The 13,960-nt window shown below is 67.8% G+C and carries 11 protein-coding genes; 4 read left to right on the top strand and 7 right to left on the bottom strand.

The features are described 5' to 3' along the window. Both Rhe02_RS21640 and Rhe02_RS21645 read left to right on the top strand, forming a co-directional pair. Nucleotides 1-771 (top strand): crotonase/enoyl-CoA hydratase family protein, encoded by a 771-nt coding sequence (locus Rhe02_RS21640; RefSeq protein WP_203910123.1) that lies wholly within the window; start codon nt 1-3, stop codon nt 769-771. Nucleotides 772-897: 126 nt separating this feature from the next. After that, a complete protein-coding gene (locus Rhe02_RS21645; RefSeq protein ID WP_239123968.1) occupies nt 898-1,671 on the top strand; it encodes a TIGR03089 family protein in 774 nt (257 codons plus the stop codon). Here the strand turns inward: Rhe02_RS21645 and Rhe02_RS21650 are convergent. From Rhe02_RS21650 to Rhe02_RS21660, 3 genes are all read right to left on the bottom strand, one after another. Beyond that, complete coding sequence (locus Rhe02_RS21650) at nt 1,668-3,125, bottom strand: glycoside hydrolase family 3 protein (RefSeq protein WP_203910124.1); 1,458 nt, start codon at nt 3,123-3,125, stop codon at nt 1,668-1,670. The genes Rhe02_RS21645 and Rhe02_RS21650 overlap by 4 nt on opposite strands. Before the next feature lie 189 nt (nt 3,126-3,314). Next, nucleotides 3,315-4,631 carry a histidine--tRNA ligase gene (gene hisS, locus Rhe02_RS21655; protein ID WP_203910125.1) on the bottom strand — a complete coding sequence of 439 codons (1,317 nt, stop codon included), beginning with the start codon at nt 4,629-4,631 and terminating at the stop codon, nt 3,315-3,317. Between the two features lie 30 nt (nt 4,632-4,661). Continuing rightward, nucleotides 4,662-5,345, bottom strand: a complete 684-nt coding sequence (locus tag Rhe02_RS21660) for an MBL fold metallo-hydrolase (protein WP_203910126.1) — start codon at nt 5,343-5,345, stop codon at nt 4,662-4,664. 192 nt (nt 5,346-5,537) lie between these two features. On the opposite strand from Rhe02_RS21660, the gene Rhe02_RS21665 reads away from it, so the two are divergent. Next, nucleotides 5,538-6,482, top strand: coding sequence for a peptidylprolyl isomerase (locus tag Rhe02_RS21665; RefSeq protein WP_203910127.1), 945 nt, complete (start codon nt 5,538-5,540; stop codon nt 6,480-6,482). 27 nt (nt 6,483-6,509) lie between these two features. Beyond that, nucleotides 6,510-7,322: a peptidylprolyl isomerase gene (locus Rhe02_RS21670; RefSeq protein WP_239123969.1), complete on the top strand. Its 813-nt coding sequence runs from the start codon at nt 6,510-6,512 to the stop codon at nt 7,320-7,322. 42 nt (nt 7,323-7,364) lie between these two features. Here the strand turns inward: Rhe02_RS21670 and Rhe02_RS21675 are convergent, their stop codons facing one another. From Rhe02_RS21675 to secD, 4 genes are all read right to left on the bottom strand, one after another. Further along, entirely contained in the window at nt 7,365-9,776 is a 2,412-nt protein-coding gene (locus tag Rhe02_RS21675; RefSeq protein ID WP_203910128.1) for a RelA/SpoT family protein, read from the bottom strand. Between the two features lie 101 nt (nt 9,777-9,877). Continuing rightward, the gene (locus Rhe02_RS21680; protein ID WP_203910218.1) at nt 9,878-10,384 is read right to left on the bottom strand and encodes an adenine phosphoribosyltransferase; all 507 of its coding nucleotides are present in this window, start codon (nt 10,382-10,384) and stop codon (nt 9,878-9,880) included. A 591-nt stretch (nt 10,385-10,975) separates the two neighbouring features. Beyond that, on the bottom strand, nt 10,976-12,139 hold the full coding sequence (gene secF / locus Rhe02_RS21685) for a protein translocase subunit SecF (RefSeq protein WP_203910129.1): 1,164 nt from the start codon (nt 12,137-12,139) through the stop codon (nt 10,976-10,978). Further along, a complete protein-coding gene (gene secD / locus Rhe02_RS21690; RefSeq protein ID WP_239123970.1) occupies nt 12,139-13,932 on the bottom strand; it encodes a protein translocase subunit SecD in 1,794 nt (597 codons plus the stop codon). Before secD ends, secF begins: the two co-directional genes overlap by 1 nt. Between the last annotated feature and the right edge of the window lie 28 nt (nt 13,933-13,960).

Raw genomic sequence — 13,960 nt, forward strand, 5'->3', positions numbered from 1 at the left:
ATGACCTCCACCCATGTCGAGACCGCGGTCGTCGGCACCGCCGTCACCGGTACCACCCTGGTCATCACCATCAACCGCCCGCACGCCCGCAACGCCATCGATCGGGCCGTGGCGGAGCAGATCAGCGCGGCCGTGGACCGCCTGGAACGCGAGTCCGACCTGGCGGTCGGCATCCTCACCGGCGCGGGCAGCACCTTCTGCTCCGGAATGGACCTCAAAGCCTTTGCCACTCAAGGGTTCCCGTTCATCGGCGAGCGCGGGCTGGCCGGGATCACCCGCGTTCAGCGCACCAAGCCGCTCATCGCCGCGGTGGAGGGTTACGCCGTCGCGGGTGGGTGCGAGCTGGCCCTCGCCTGCGACCTGATCGTCGCCAGCGGCACGGCCGTCTTCGGCCTGCCCGAGGTGACTCGCGGCCTGGTCGCCAGCGAAGGGGGCGCCATCCGGCTGCCCAAACGTCTCCCCTATCACGTGGCCATGCACATGCTGTTGACCGGAGACACCTTGGACGCGGCCGCAGCGGCCCGGTTGGGGCTCGTCAGCCAGCTGGCCGCACCGGGCGAGGCGCTCACTGACGCCATCGATCTGGCCGCCCGAATCGCCCACAACGCACCGCTGGCCGTCGCCGCCACTCTGCGCATCGCCGCTTTGAACGACAGCGACGCCTTTACCGTCCAGGACCGCATCGCGGCCCCGGTTGCCGCCTCCCAGGACGCACGCGAAGGCGCCCAAGCGTTCGCCGAGAAACGCCCGCCCCGCTGGCAGGGCCACTGAACCAAAGCGGGGCGTGTTCGTCTGCCGCTGCCCCTGGGCCGCCGCGCCCGAGGCAGCTGGCCATACGCGCACGGCCGGTAACGTTGGGCGGGCTGCTGCCCACCTACTCGCCTCGGGAGCCTTCCGATGGAGCTGACGCCTGTCACGGACCTGCCCGCCCTGCTCGGGGGCGACGAGGTGGACGGTCTCGACCGGCCGCTTTTGACATATTGCGACGATGCGACAGGTGAGCGCACCGAGCTCACCGCGAAGGCGTTGGGCGGCTGGGCGGCCAGAACAGCGGGGCTGCTGCGCGAAGGCTGTGGATTGAATGCCGGGGCGCGGGCCGCGGTGCTGCTGCCGCCGCATTGGCAGACCGCGGCCGTTCTGTTGGGTGCCTGGTCGATCGGGGTTGCCGTGTCGTTCAGGCCGTGGGCCACGGCGGGTCTGGCGCCGGTCGGTCAGGGCGCGGATCTGCCGTTGGATGCGGTGTTCGTTTCGCGTATCCGGCTGGACAGTTGGCTTGAGGTGGTGCCGGAGGCCCCGAATCGCTTTGTGCTTGGCCTTGCACCCAACGGCGCGGCGCTAGACGAAATCCCGGCCGGCTACCGGGATTTCATCGCCGAGGCCGGCCGCTACACCACCACTCTGCCGGGGTATGGGTCGATCGGGTCAGGCGACGCGGCAAGCCCCGACGGCACGACCTACCGGCAGTGGGGTGGGATCGCCCACGAAATCGCAGCTCGCCTGGACCTTCGTGCGGGCGATCGGCTGCTGGTGGATGTGGCCAAACATGAACAGCCCGTCGTGTGGCTGCTCGCACCGCTGGCGGCGGGCGCGTCGGTGGTGCTTTGCGCCAACCTCGATCCTGACACCGTTGCGGCTCGGGCCGCCGCCGAAGGTGTTACCCGGGTCCTCTAGCCGGCGAGGACCTCGGCGGCGGCGGTGCCGCAAACCGTTGCGGCGCCGTAGGTTGCGAGGTGCGCGGCGCCGATCGGGTCGCCTGTGGTGACTCCCATCTCGACCACGATGGTCTCGGGCCGGATGGCTACCACCTTGCCCAGCAACGCATTCAGCCACGGGTGGCGGTGCGGGTCGCGGCAGACCAGGACCGGGATCCGGCCGTCGGCTCCGGCGAGAACGTCGTCAGCCGTTGCGCCTTCAGCCAGCCGGACCACGGTGGTGTCGGGGCGAAGCGCGCGCAGCGGCGCGCCCAGCCCCCACGGGGTGCGCGGCTCGATCGCGAGGTTGGTACCGGTGGTGAACTCCACCACGTGGGCGGGCCCGGTCAGCCGGGCCGGCCCGGTGATGCGCAGCGCCCGGCGGGCGGCGGTCAGCCCGACGGTGGTTCCGGCGGCCGGCCAGGAGTCGCCTGCGGCCTTGCGCACGCCGCGGGCGGCAGCGCTGGCGACGGCGAAGTCGGCGACCCGCTGGGCGGCCTCGACCAAGCGCTGTTCGCTGATCGTCCCGTCGATGACCGCGTCGACGATGGCGTCGCGTACGGCCACCGCGGTCTGCTCGTCGTAGTTCTCCCCGCCGATGCAGATGGCGTCGGCCCCGGCGGCGACCGCAAGCGCCCCGGCCCGGGCCAGACCGTAGCGCTGCGCCACCGAGGCCATCTCGATGGCGTCGGTGACCACCAGCCCGGTGAAGCCCAGCCTGGTGCGCAACAGGTCCACCAGCACAGCTGTGCTCATCGTGGCCGGGTAATCGGCGTCCAGCGCCGGTACCAGCAGGTGCGCGGTCATGATGGCGCGCACCCCGGCGTCAATCGCCGCCCGGAAAGGGGGCAGCTCCACTGAGTCCAATCGCGACAGTTCGGCCTCGATGATGGGCAGTCCGTGGTGGGAGTCCACCCCGGTGTCGCCGTGGCCGGGGAAGTGCTTGGCGCAGGCGGCCACCCCGGTCGACTGCAGCCCGCGCACCCACGCCGCGGTGTGCCGGGCGACCAGGCCCGGGTCGGATCCGAACGACCGCACGCCGATGACGGGGTTGGCCGGGTTGTTGTTGACGTCGGCGGTGGGCGCGTAGTTCATGGTGATCCCGGCAGCGGCCAGCTGCGCGCCGATGTCGGCCGCCACGATTTCGGTCAGCGCCGGATCGTCGACCTGGCCCAGCGCGTAGTTGCCCGGACGCTGGCTGCCGCGCTCGAAGTCCAGGCGGGTGACGTCGCCCGACTCCTCGTCCACGGCGATCATCACGTCGGGGTTTTCCGCGGCCAGCGCCGCCGTCAGCGCGGCGAGCTGCTCCGGGTTGGCGATGTTGCGGGAGAAAAGGACAACGCCGCCGAGGCCGTGCGCCAAGCGCCGCCGGATCCAATCCGGCGGCGTGGTTCCCTCGAAAGCGGGCTGCAACAGCGCATCCGCCAGGCGCATCAAGCGGGGGTCGCGTCGATGACTTCTGACCCCCGCCGGAGACGTAGATGACGTCGCAGTCATACCGCAGTGGCCCCCCAGGTGAGAGAACGTCGCGGGGGCCACACAGACATACCGCAGTGGCCCACGACGACGTTCTAGGTCGAAAACCTAAACGTCTGTTGGGCCACAGACTATTACTAAACTTTACTAACCAAAAGACCCACGAACGGCCGGATACAGATCTTCGGACGGGGGACTCCAGCTCGCGGCCGCCGCATCCACCTGGTCACCTGAACGAATGTCCTTGACTGTGTCACCTTCCGGTGACGGGAACCAGACGAACGGTATGCCCCGGCGCTCCGCAAAGCGGATCTGTTTGCCGAACTTCGCCGCCGCCGGGGCCACCTCGGTGGCGATCCCCCGCGCCCGCAGCGCCGCCGCGATGCGGTCGGCCGCCGGGCGATCCTCCTCGGCGGGCAGCGCCACCAGCACACAGGTGGGCACCGAGCGGCTCACCTGCAGCGCGTCGCGCCCGAACAGCACCCCCACCAGCCGGGTCACCCCCAGCGAGATGCCCACCCCAGGAAAGGTTTCCTTGCCCGAGCTGGCCAGGTTGTCATAGCGCCCGCCCGAGCAGATCGAACCCGACTTCTCGAAGCCGACCAGCTGCGTCTCGTAGACCGTGCCGGTGTAGTAATCGAGCCCGCGCGCGATCTTCAGCTCCGCGAAACAGATCCCGGGCGCGTGTGCCCGCGCCGTCTCCACCACGTTGACCAGCTCCGCCAGGCCCTCCGTCAACAGCGGATCGGTGACCCCCAGCTTCTCCACCAGCTCGACGAAGGAGGCGTCGGGAGTGGAGATCTCAGCCAGCGCCAGCGCCAGCTTGGCCTGCGCCTCGGTCGCGCCGAGGGAAGCCAGCTCCGCGGCCACACCGGCCGGCCCGATCTTGTCGATCTTGTCGACGATGCGGATCGCCTCATCCTGATCATCGATGCCCAGCCCGCGATAGAAGCCTTGCAGCACCTTGCGGTTGTTGACCTGGATCCGGATCTTCGGGATCGGCAAGCCGCCCAGCACATCCGCGATGATCAGCGGCAACTCGGCCTCGTAGTGGCTGGGCAGCGTGTCGCGATCGACGATGTCGATATCGGCCTGCAGGAACTCGCGATATCGCCCCTCCTGCGGGCGCTCTCCCCGCCAGCACTTCTGAATCTGATAGCGCCGGAACGGGAACTGCAGCTTGCCCGCGTTCTCCAGCACGAAGCGGGCAAACGGGACGGTCAGATCGAAGTGCAGGCCAAGCGTGCTGTCGGAGCTGTCCTTCTCGTCAGCCTGCAACCTGCGCAATAGGTAAACCTCTTTGGACGTCTCGCCTTTGCGCAGCAATTGATCCAGCGGCTCCACGGCCCGCGTCTCCAATGGCGCGAAACCATAAAGCTCGAAAGTCCGCCGAGCGCGGTCGATGATCGTCTGCTCGATAATTCGCTGCGCCGGCATCCACTCTGGAAACCCAGAAATAGCCATTATCTGGTACCCCTAAAATGTCTTTGAAATTCAGTGACCGCGCTGAGGCGAGGAACCCATCGCCTCGCGCAGGAAAGGATTGTGAGCCCGCTCGCGGGCAATCGAAGTCTGCGGGCCGTGGCCGGGCAGAACGACCGTCTCGTCAGGCAGGGTCAGCACCTTGTCGCGCAAACTCGCCATCATCTCGCTCAGGTCGCCGCCAGGCAGGTCGGTGCGGCCAATGCTGTCGCGAAAGAGCACGTCGCCGGAGAAACACAACGGCTCTTGCGAGGTCGACAGCCGGAACATCACCGACCCGCCGGTATGGCCCGGCGCATGGTCAACCAAGATCGACAGACCGGCGATCTCCAGCACAATCCCGTCGGTCATCTCGGCGATCTCGTCGGGCTCGCTCCACTCCAGCCCGCCGAACATGGCACGGGTGTCGATCGACATGGCCTTGGTGGGATCGGCGAGCATCTCGCGGTCGCGGGGGTGGATGTAGGCGGTGACGCCACGCGCCTTGCAGACCGGGGTCACCGAAAAGGTGTGGTCCAGATGGCCGTGGGTCAGCAGGACCGCGGCGGGGTGCAGCCGATGCTCGGTCAGCACCGAGTCAAGCTGGTCAATGACCCCGATGCCCGGATCGACCACCACACACTGCTCTCCCGGACCGCTGGCGACCACGAAACAATTCGTTCCGAAGGCCTGCGCCGGAAAGCCCACGACCAGCAACTCACACCTCTTTCTCAGTGTCCCAGTGAGCCTAATGCTCAATAGTCGGTCACAGTTGGTAGGCGGGCGTACCTAATTCCCATCCTTTGCCCGTACACTCGCTCGGGCGTGTGACATGGGTTATGCGCCGACTCAAATGTGTGATGGACGACACGTCAATTGGACGCGGTCGACGGTGACAGGAGGACACGGGTGGCTACCAGCAATACCCGTCTGCGCAAACTCGCGCGTGCCAAGCTTGACCGGCAGCTGGCCCGGCGTGCGGAGAAGGAACGCCGACAGCGGCAGATCCGCGCCGCAGCGGCGGGTGTCCTCACCCTGGCCCTGCTTGTGCTGGGCGGCATGTGGATCGGCGGGGTCTTCGACAAGGAGCCTGCTCCGCTCGAGGCCGCTCCCGACTGCAGCTGGACAGAGCAGGACACGGCAGCCAACACCAACCTCAAGGCCGTCGGCACCCCGGCCAAGACCGGCATCGCCAAGACCGGCACCTCGACCATGGCGGTCGCGCTCAAGAGCGGCGACACCAGCGGCAACGTGACCGTCCAGCTCAACAACGAGCTGGCCAAGTGCGGCTCGGCCGCGCTGAGCTACCTGGCCGCCCGCAACTTCTACGGCGAAACCAAGTGCCACGAGCTGACCCACGCCGAGGGCAGCTTCGCCCTGCGCTGCGGCGACCCGTCCGAGACCGGCAACGGCGGCGCTGCCTTCACCTGGTACCCGGAGAACGTGCCCCCGTCCGCGACCGACCCGAGCGCGTCGCCCGCGCCAACCGCCTCCCCGGCCGCGTCGGCCTCGCCGACCCCGGCGGCTTCGGCGCCTCCCGCTGCTCCCCGGTACCCGGCCGGCACCGTGGCCATGGCCAACGGCCTCTACGGCAGCCAGTTCCTGATCTTCTACAAGGACTCCACGCTTGACGCCAACTACTCGGTCGTCGGCCGGGTGACCTCCGGCCTGGACCTGGTCACCAAGATCGCCGACGCGGGCACCGTGCCAAACAGCAGTGGCGTGGATACAAAGCCCAAGAATGATGTGATTATTCAGACGTTGACCGTCACCAGCGACACCCCGTCGCCGAACCCGTCGGTCGATCCCTCTGCGTCGCCCCAGTCGTCCCCGACGGCTACCCCAGCCAGTTGATCAGCACTTAGGTATGAGGAGAGCACCGTGAGTTCCACAATCCAGCGGGAGCGGGCGGCGGCCCGGGCCCGGCTCGAGCGCCAGATGGCAGAGAAGCTGGAGAAGGCCCGCGCGCGCAAGAAGCGCAGCGCGATCGCCGGAGCGGCTGCGGCGGTGCTGCTGGTGGCCGGCGGCGTCATCTGGGCCGTAGTCGCCATGGGCGACGACGACAAAGGCCCGGCACTCGCCGACGGCGACGTCAGCTGCATGTGGACGCCCGACGACGCGCAGGCCAACCCAGACCTCAAGGAGGTCGGCGCGCCGCCGACCGGCAAGGCCCCCAACACCGGCACCCAGACGATGACCATCACCACCAACCTGGGCGCCATCGATGTTGAGGTCAACACGGCGAAGGCGCCGTGCACCGCGCGCAGCATGACTTACCTCGCCAGCAAGGGCTTCTTCGACAACACCAAGTGCCACCGGCTGGTCACCGACGGCATCAAGGTGTTGCAGTGCGGTGACCCGAGCGGCACCGGCCGCGGCGGCCCGACCTACAAGATGGCCGAGGAAAACCTGCCCAACTTCACCGACGACCTGAAGAACTACCCCAAGGGCACCATCGCGATGGCCAAGACTGACCAGCCGAGCAGCACCGGCAGCCAGTTCTTCATCGTGTGGGGCGACACCCCGCTGCCGGGCCAGTACACCGTGCTCGGCAAGGTGACCAAGGGACTGGACATCGTCGAGAAGGTGGGTGCCGACGGCGCCCTGCCCGAGGACCCGACCACGGGCGCGACAGCACCCAAGACCGAGGTCATCATCAAGACCCTGACCGTCACCCCGCCCCAAGAGGGCTAGGTTTGGCAGAACCGGGCGCGTCCGAAGGGACGCGCCCGTTTTCTATGCGCCTGAGGTGACCCGGTAGCAGTCCATGACGCCTTCCACTGTGCGCACCGCGTTGAGCAGGTGGCCCAGATGCTTGGGGTCGGCCATCTCGAAACTGAAGCGGCTCACCGCTATCCGGTCGCGGGTGGTGGTGACCGTCGCGGACAGGATGTTGACCCGCTCCTCGGACAGCGCCCTGGTGATGTCGGCCAGCAGCTTGTGCCGGTCGAGCGCCTCCACCTGAATCGCGACGAGGAACATCGAACCGGCGGTGGGCTTCCAGGACACCTCCACCATGCGCTCGGCCTGCTGCTTCAACTCTTCGGAGTTGGTGCAGTCGTCCCGGTGCACGCTTATGCCGCCGGAGCGCGTCATAAACCCGAAGATCGTGTCGCCTGGTACCGGAGTGCAGCATCGCGCCAGCTTGATCCAGACATTGGACACGCCCTTGACCTCGACCCCTGGGTCGTGCCCGGGTGCCCGGGTGCGGCTGGGCCGGGTCGGCACGGTGGTCTCGGAGATGTCCTCCAGTGCACCGTCCTCGCCGCCGTAGCCCGCGATGAGCCGCTGCACCACGGCCTGCGCCGACATCTGCCCCTCGCCGACCGCGGCGTAGAGCGACGTGATGTCGCCCAGGTGCAGCTCGCGCGCGATGGCGAGCAGGCCGCCCGCGGTCAGCAGCCGCTGCAGCGGAAGACCCTGGCGACGCATGGCCCGCGCCAGCATGTCCTTACCGGCGTCGATGGCTTCGTCGCGGCGTTCCTTGTTGAAGTACTGCCGGATCTTCGTCCTGGCCCGTGACGACTTGACGAAGCCGAGCCAGTCTTGGGTCGGGCCGGCCGTCTCCGACTTCGACGTGAAGATCTCGACGACGTCGCCGTTGGACAGCACCGACTCCAGCGGAACCAGCTTGCTGTTGACCCGTGCCCCGATGCAGCGATGGCCCACCTCGGTGTGCACCGCATAGGCGAAGTCGACCGGTGTCGACCCGTTGGGCAGCGCGAGCACCTCGCCCTTGGGCGTGAAGACGAAGACTTCCTGGCTGGACAGGTCGTGACGCAGCGCGTCGAGGAACTCGCCGGGGTCGCTGGTCTCGCGCTGCCAGTCGAGCAGCTGGCGCAGCCAGGTCATGCCGTCGATGTGGCTGGACGGGCCGGCGACCGTGGACGCCTTGCCCTCCTTGTACTTCCAGTGCGCCGCGATGCCATATTCCGCGGTGCCGTGCATGGCGTGGGTGCGGATCTGCATCTCGACCGGCTTGCCGGTGGGCCCGATGACCGTCGTATGCAACGACTGGTAGAAGTTCATCTTGGGCATCGCGATGTAGTCCTTGAACCGCCCTGGCACGGGCTGCCAGGCGGCGTGGATGACGCCCAGCGCCGCGTAGCAATCGCGCACGGTGTCGACCAGGATCCGCACCCCGACGAGGTCGTAGATCTCGTTGAAGTCACGCCCTCGCACGATCATCTTCTGATAGATCGAGTAGAGGTGTTTCGGGCGGCCGGTGACCTTCGCCCCGATCTTCGCCGAACGCAGGTCGTCGAGGACCCGGTCGCAGACCTGGCGCAGGAGGTTGTCGCGCTGCGGCGTGTGCTCGCCGACCAGACGCTGAATCTCCTTGAAGCGCTTGGGGAACAGATGCGCGAAGGAGAGATCTTCCAGCTCCCACTTCACCGTGTTCATACCGAGCCGGTGGGCAAGCGGCGCAAGGATTTCCAGCGTCTCGCGGGCCTTCTGCTCGCGCTTGGGCGGCGGGAGGAAGTTCAGCGTGCGCATGTTGTGCAGGCGGTCCGCGAGCTTGACGACGAGCACCCGCGGGTCCTTGGCGGTGGAGACCACCATCTTGCGGATCGTTTCGGCCTTCGCCGAATCGCCGAGCTTCACCTTGTCCAACTTGGTGACACCGTCTACTAAGAGGGCCACCTCCTCGCCGAAGTCGGCGCGCACCTGCTCGAGCGTGTACTCGGTGTCCTCGATGGTGTCGTGCAGCAGCGCAGCCACCAGAGTGGTGGTGTCCATGCCCAGGTCAGCCAGGATGCTCGCGACCGCCAGCGGGTGGGTGATGTATTCGTCACCGGACTTGCGGAACTGGCCGTCGTGCTGCTGGCGCGCGGTCTCGTAGGCCCGCTGCAACTGCCGGGTCTCGGCCTTGGGGTGCGCGGCCCGGTGCGCCTCGATGAGCGGCTGAAGCTCCTCGCTGATGCTGGCCGACTGCCAGGGCGCATTGAACCGGGACAATCGCGCTCTGACCCGCCTACCGGACCCGACAGCGCCGATAATGCCCATGCCGAGCCGGTCTGTCCCCGGCGCTGCGCGCACCTCGGGTGGCTGCTGTTCGGTGGCCTGCGACTCGGGCGGCGTCTCCGGCTCCTTGGCCACGGCCCTCGTCTCAGCAACGGTAGCCGTGGGACTGACTTCCTGAGACACCGGCGCTCCTTAGCTTCTCGGATCAGCCCATGCTACCTGTCGCCAGACCAACCAGCGTCTTTGCTGGCCGCATGGACGACATTGGGACCGGCCGTTAAGCGTCACACGGTCATCAGAGCGTGGACCTCACGGCCGGGCAAACGGGACCGGCCGTCCAGGAAACCCAGCTCCATAAGGACCACCAGACCGGCCACCACGCCGCCTGCCCGCTCCACCAGATCGAGCGTGGCCACCGCCGTTCCGCCTGTCGCGAGGACATCGTCGACGACCAGGACTCGCTCACCGGGCTTGAACGCGCCTTCGCTGACCTCCAAGGTCGCCTCGCCGTATTCCAGGGCGTAGGAGACCGCATGCGCCACCCGTGGCAGTTTGCCCGCTTTGCGGATCGGCACCACCCCTGTTCCGCTGGCGTAAGCCACCGCCGCCGCCAGCACGAACCCGCGCGCCTCGATGCCCACCACGGCATCGAACTCCCCCGCGTAACGCGCCACGATGTCGTCGATCACGGTGCGGAAGGCTTCGCCATCGGCGAACAGCGGCGTGAGGTCTTTGAACACGATTCCGGGCTTGGGGAAGTCGGGCACATCCACCACGCGGTCGGCGATCATCTGCGCGATTGGCTCCACGGTCACCCGCTAAGCCTAATGCCACCCCAAACCGCAACCACCCCACACCGCTCCCGCCCATCCCACCGCCAGCCCGCCGCCGCTGTGCGGTGTCGTGGTCTGCTGCCGCTGAGCGGTCTTGCTGCCTTCGCCGCTGCCCCAGATTGTCACGAGAAAGCGGAGGTGAGGTGTTGTTACGCAGCACCTTTGCTCTGCACCCATAGACGCACATTGACCATGAAATTGCGTCTATGGGTGCAGAGCAAAGGTGCGCGGAAGGAAGACACCTCCCCCTGGTCGGGGGCGGAGCGCATTGCACGGTACGGCGGCGACGTGGGCGCGGGGTTGGCGAGAGGGGGAGGCGCGCGAGAGGTGGGGCGGCGCGCGGCAGGGGTGGAGAGAGGTGGGGCGGCGCGCGCGGCAAGGGGTGGGGCGGGCAGGGCGGGGTGGGGTGGCGGCGCAGCCGCCGAGGGTGACTACGCACGGACATTCGTTGCCGCGCGGGAGCTTGCGGACAGCGACCACGACGGGCCGGCGAATATAAAAAAACGACCCCGACGCTCAAGAGAACGCCGGGGTCGAAAAGTGTTGCGGCTAGCGGCGTTTGCCGCCGGGGCGCGCGGGGCGCACACCGGGCTTGGCTGCGCCCTTGGCGGCACCGCCGGACTTGGCCTGGACCGGCTTGGCACCGGTCTTCGGCGTGGCACCTGCCAGCGCAGGGGCGCCGACCGGCGACTTCTGGGCCGGGGTGTCCGCTGCCACCCTGGGCGCGGCCCGGCGGGCCAGAACGCGCTTGGTGTGGTTGGCGATCGCCGGCTCCATCTCCTTGAGCCACACCAGGAACGGGGTGGCGAAGAAGAGGGACGAGTAGACGGCCATGCCCATACCGATGAACAGCACCAGACCGAGGTCCTTCAGGGTGCCCGCGCCGAGCAGGCCGGCCCCGATGAACAGCAGACCACCGACCGGCAGCAGGGCCACCAGCGAGGTGTTGATGGACCGCATGAAGGTCTGGTTCAGCGCGAGGTTGGTGGCCTCGGCGTAGGTCTCGTTGCTCTTTCCGGTGATGCCGCGGGTGTTTTCCTGCACCTTGTCGAAGACCACGACGACGTCGTAGAGCGCGAAACCAAGGATGGTCAGGAAGCCGATGACGGTCGCGGGCGAGACCTCGAAGCCGACAATCGAGTAGACCGCCGCCGTAGCGATGAGGTTGAAGACCAGCGACGCGACCGCGGCCACGGCCATGCGCCATTCGAAACGCACCGACAGGTAAGCGGTCACGGCCACCAGGAAGATGGCGAGCGACAGCAGGGCCTGGTTGGACACCTGCTCGCCCCAGGAGGCGCTGACCCGGCTGCCGATGACGTCGTTGGGATCCAGCCCGAACTTCTCGGCGATGGCGTTGTGCACCTGAGTGGTCTCGGTGTCCGACAGGGTCGGGGTGCGCACCGAGTAGACCGCTCCGGTGCCGTCACCGATCTGCTGACCGGTCTGGATCTTGGCGTCGGGCTGAACCGCGTGCACCGCGTCGGTGACCACCTGCTCGACCTGTGAAAGGCTGCCGACCTTCACCGGGACCTGGAACTCGTTGCCGCCAGAGAACTCGATGCCCGCCTTGAACCCGAAGATGATCAGGGCGAGGATCGAGACGGCGACGACGCCGCCGGCGACGCTGAACCAGAGCCGGCGCTTGCCGACGATGTTGAGGTTGGCCTCACCGCGATAAAGCCGGTTGGCGATATTGCCGAAGTTGGCCATCAGTTGGTCTCCTTTGCTTCACGCAGAACGCGGCCGAGGCCACTGATCCGCGGGGAGAGGAAGGCCGGGGTCCGGGCGAACAACGCCATGATCGGATACCGGAAGAGGAACACCACCAGCAGGTCGAGCGCGGTGGCCAGACCAAGGGCGAAGGCGAAGCCAGCCACCGGACCGGACGAGAACAGATAGAGGATCACGGCCGCCATCAACGAGATCGCGTTGGCGGTCAGGATCGTCTTACGAGCCCGGATCCAGGCGCGCTGCACTGCGCTGCGGGGGCTGCGGCCTTCTCGAATCTCATCTTTAAGACGTTCGAAATAGATGACGAACGAGTCGGCCGCGACACCAAGCGAGACGATGAAGCCTGCGATTCCGGCCAGCGTCAGCGTGAAGCCCATCTCCCGGCCGAGGAACACCAGCATGCCGAAGGTCAGCAGACCGGACAGCACGAGCGACAGGAAGATGACCGAGCCCAGCAGGCGGTAGTAGAAGAACGAGTAGACGATGACCAGCGCCATACCGATACCGGCCGCCAGCAGACCCGCCTGCAAGTACTCCTCGCCCAGGGTGGCGGTGACCGCCTTGCTCTCCGCCTCGCCGAAGGTGACCGCGAGGGCACCGAAGTTCAGCGCGTCGGCCAGGTCCTGCGCGGACTTGGCGTCGAAGTTGCCGCTGATCTGCGAGGTGCTGGTGAGCACGCCCTGGATCTCCGGAGCGGAGACGATCTTGTTGTCGAGCACCGCGGCCACCAGGCACTTGCCCTGGTCGCCGAGGGCGGCCTGGTCGCACTTGGGATCGCCGGTGTTGCCGTAGGCCTCGCGGGTGAGCTCGGTCCACTTGGTCTGGCCGTCACCCTGGAAGGTCAGGCTGACCACACGCTGACCGGTGTTCTGCTCGATCTGCGGGGTGGCCTTGTCGATGTCGGTGCCGGCGACCTTCGCGACGTCGAGGAAGAACTTGGTCTGGCCCTGGCAGGCCACCGCCTTCTCATCGGCCTTGTCGATCGCGCCGGGAACCCGCCGGTCGAGCTTCTCGCAGGTGATCTGCGGGATGTAGTACTGCATCTCGGGCGGCAGCGAGGTCACCTCGTAGCGCGCGGCGAGGTTGCCGAACGGCTTGAGCGTCTCGATGACGGCCGCGTCGGTCGGGACAGCGGTAAGCCCCTTGCCTGCGTCCCAGGCGGCCGCGCCGACCTTGGCCTTCAGCTCGGCCTCGGTGAGCCGCCGGGTCGCCTCGCCAGTGGCGCCGGGCGAGGCGCTCGTGGTGGGTGCCGGGGTCGGGGTGGCCGACGGTTCCGCGGCCGCGCCGCCACCGGTGCCGGACGCCTTCGGCGACGGCGTGCTGGTCGCGGCCGGGCTGGCCGCGGGGCTGGTGGTCGCGCCCGGGGTCGGGCTGGCCGGGGCGGCAGCCGGACCGCTGCCGTCGGTCAGGGTGATCACCTTGCGGAAGTAGAGCTTCGAGGCCTGGCCCACGTCGCTGAGGGCGTCCTTGGCGACGCTGGCCACCGAGATCACGATGTTGCGATCGCCCTCGGTCACCACCTCGGCCTCGGCCACGCCTCGGGCGTTCACCCGGTCTTCGATGATCTGACGGGCCTGCTCGAGGTCTTCGCGGCTCGGGGGATTGCCATCCCGGGTCGTGGCCTCCAGGGTGACTCGCGTGCCACCGACCAGATCGAGGCCGAGTCGGGGCTCAAGGCGGTCTTGCCAGCCGCCCTTACCGCCGAACCAGACTATTGCCCCGAGGATGACAAAGATGGCACCGAGGAAGGCCAGCTGCCTGCCTGGTCGCATCTGTTTTTGAGGTGGTGCCACGGCTGTC

Source organism: Rhizocola hellebori (assembly GCF_016862955.1).
In the GTDB taxonomy this organism is placed as follows: domain Bacteria; phylum Actinomycetota; class Actinomycetes; order Mycobacteriales; family Micromonosporaceae; genus Rhizocola; species Rhizocola hellebori.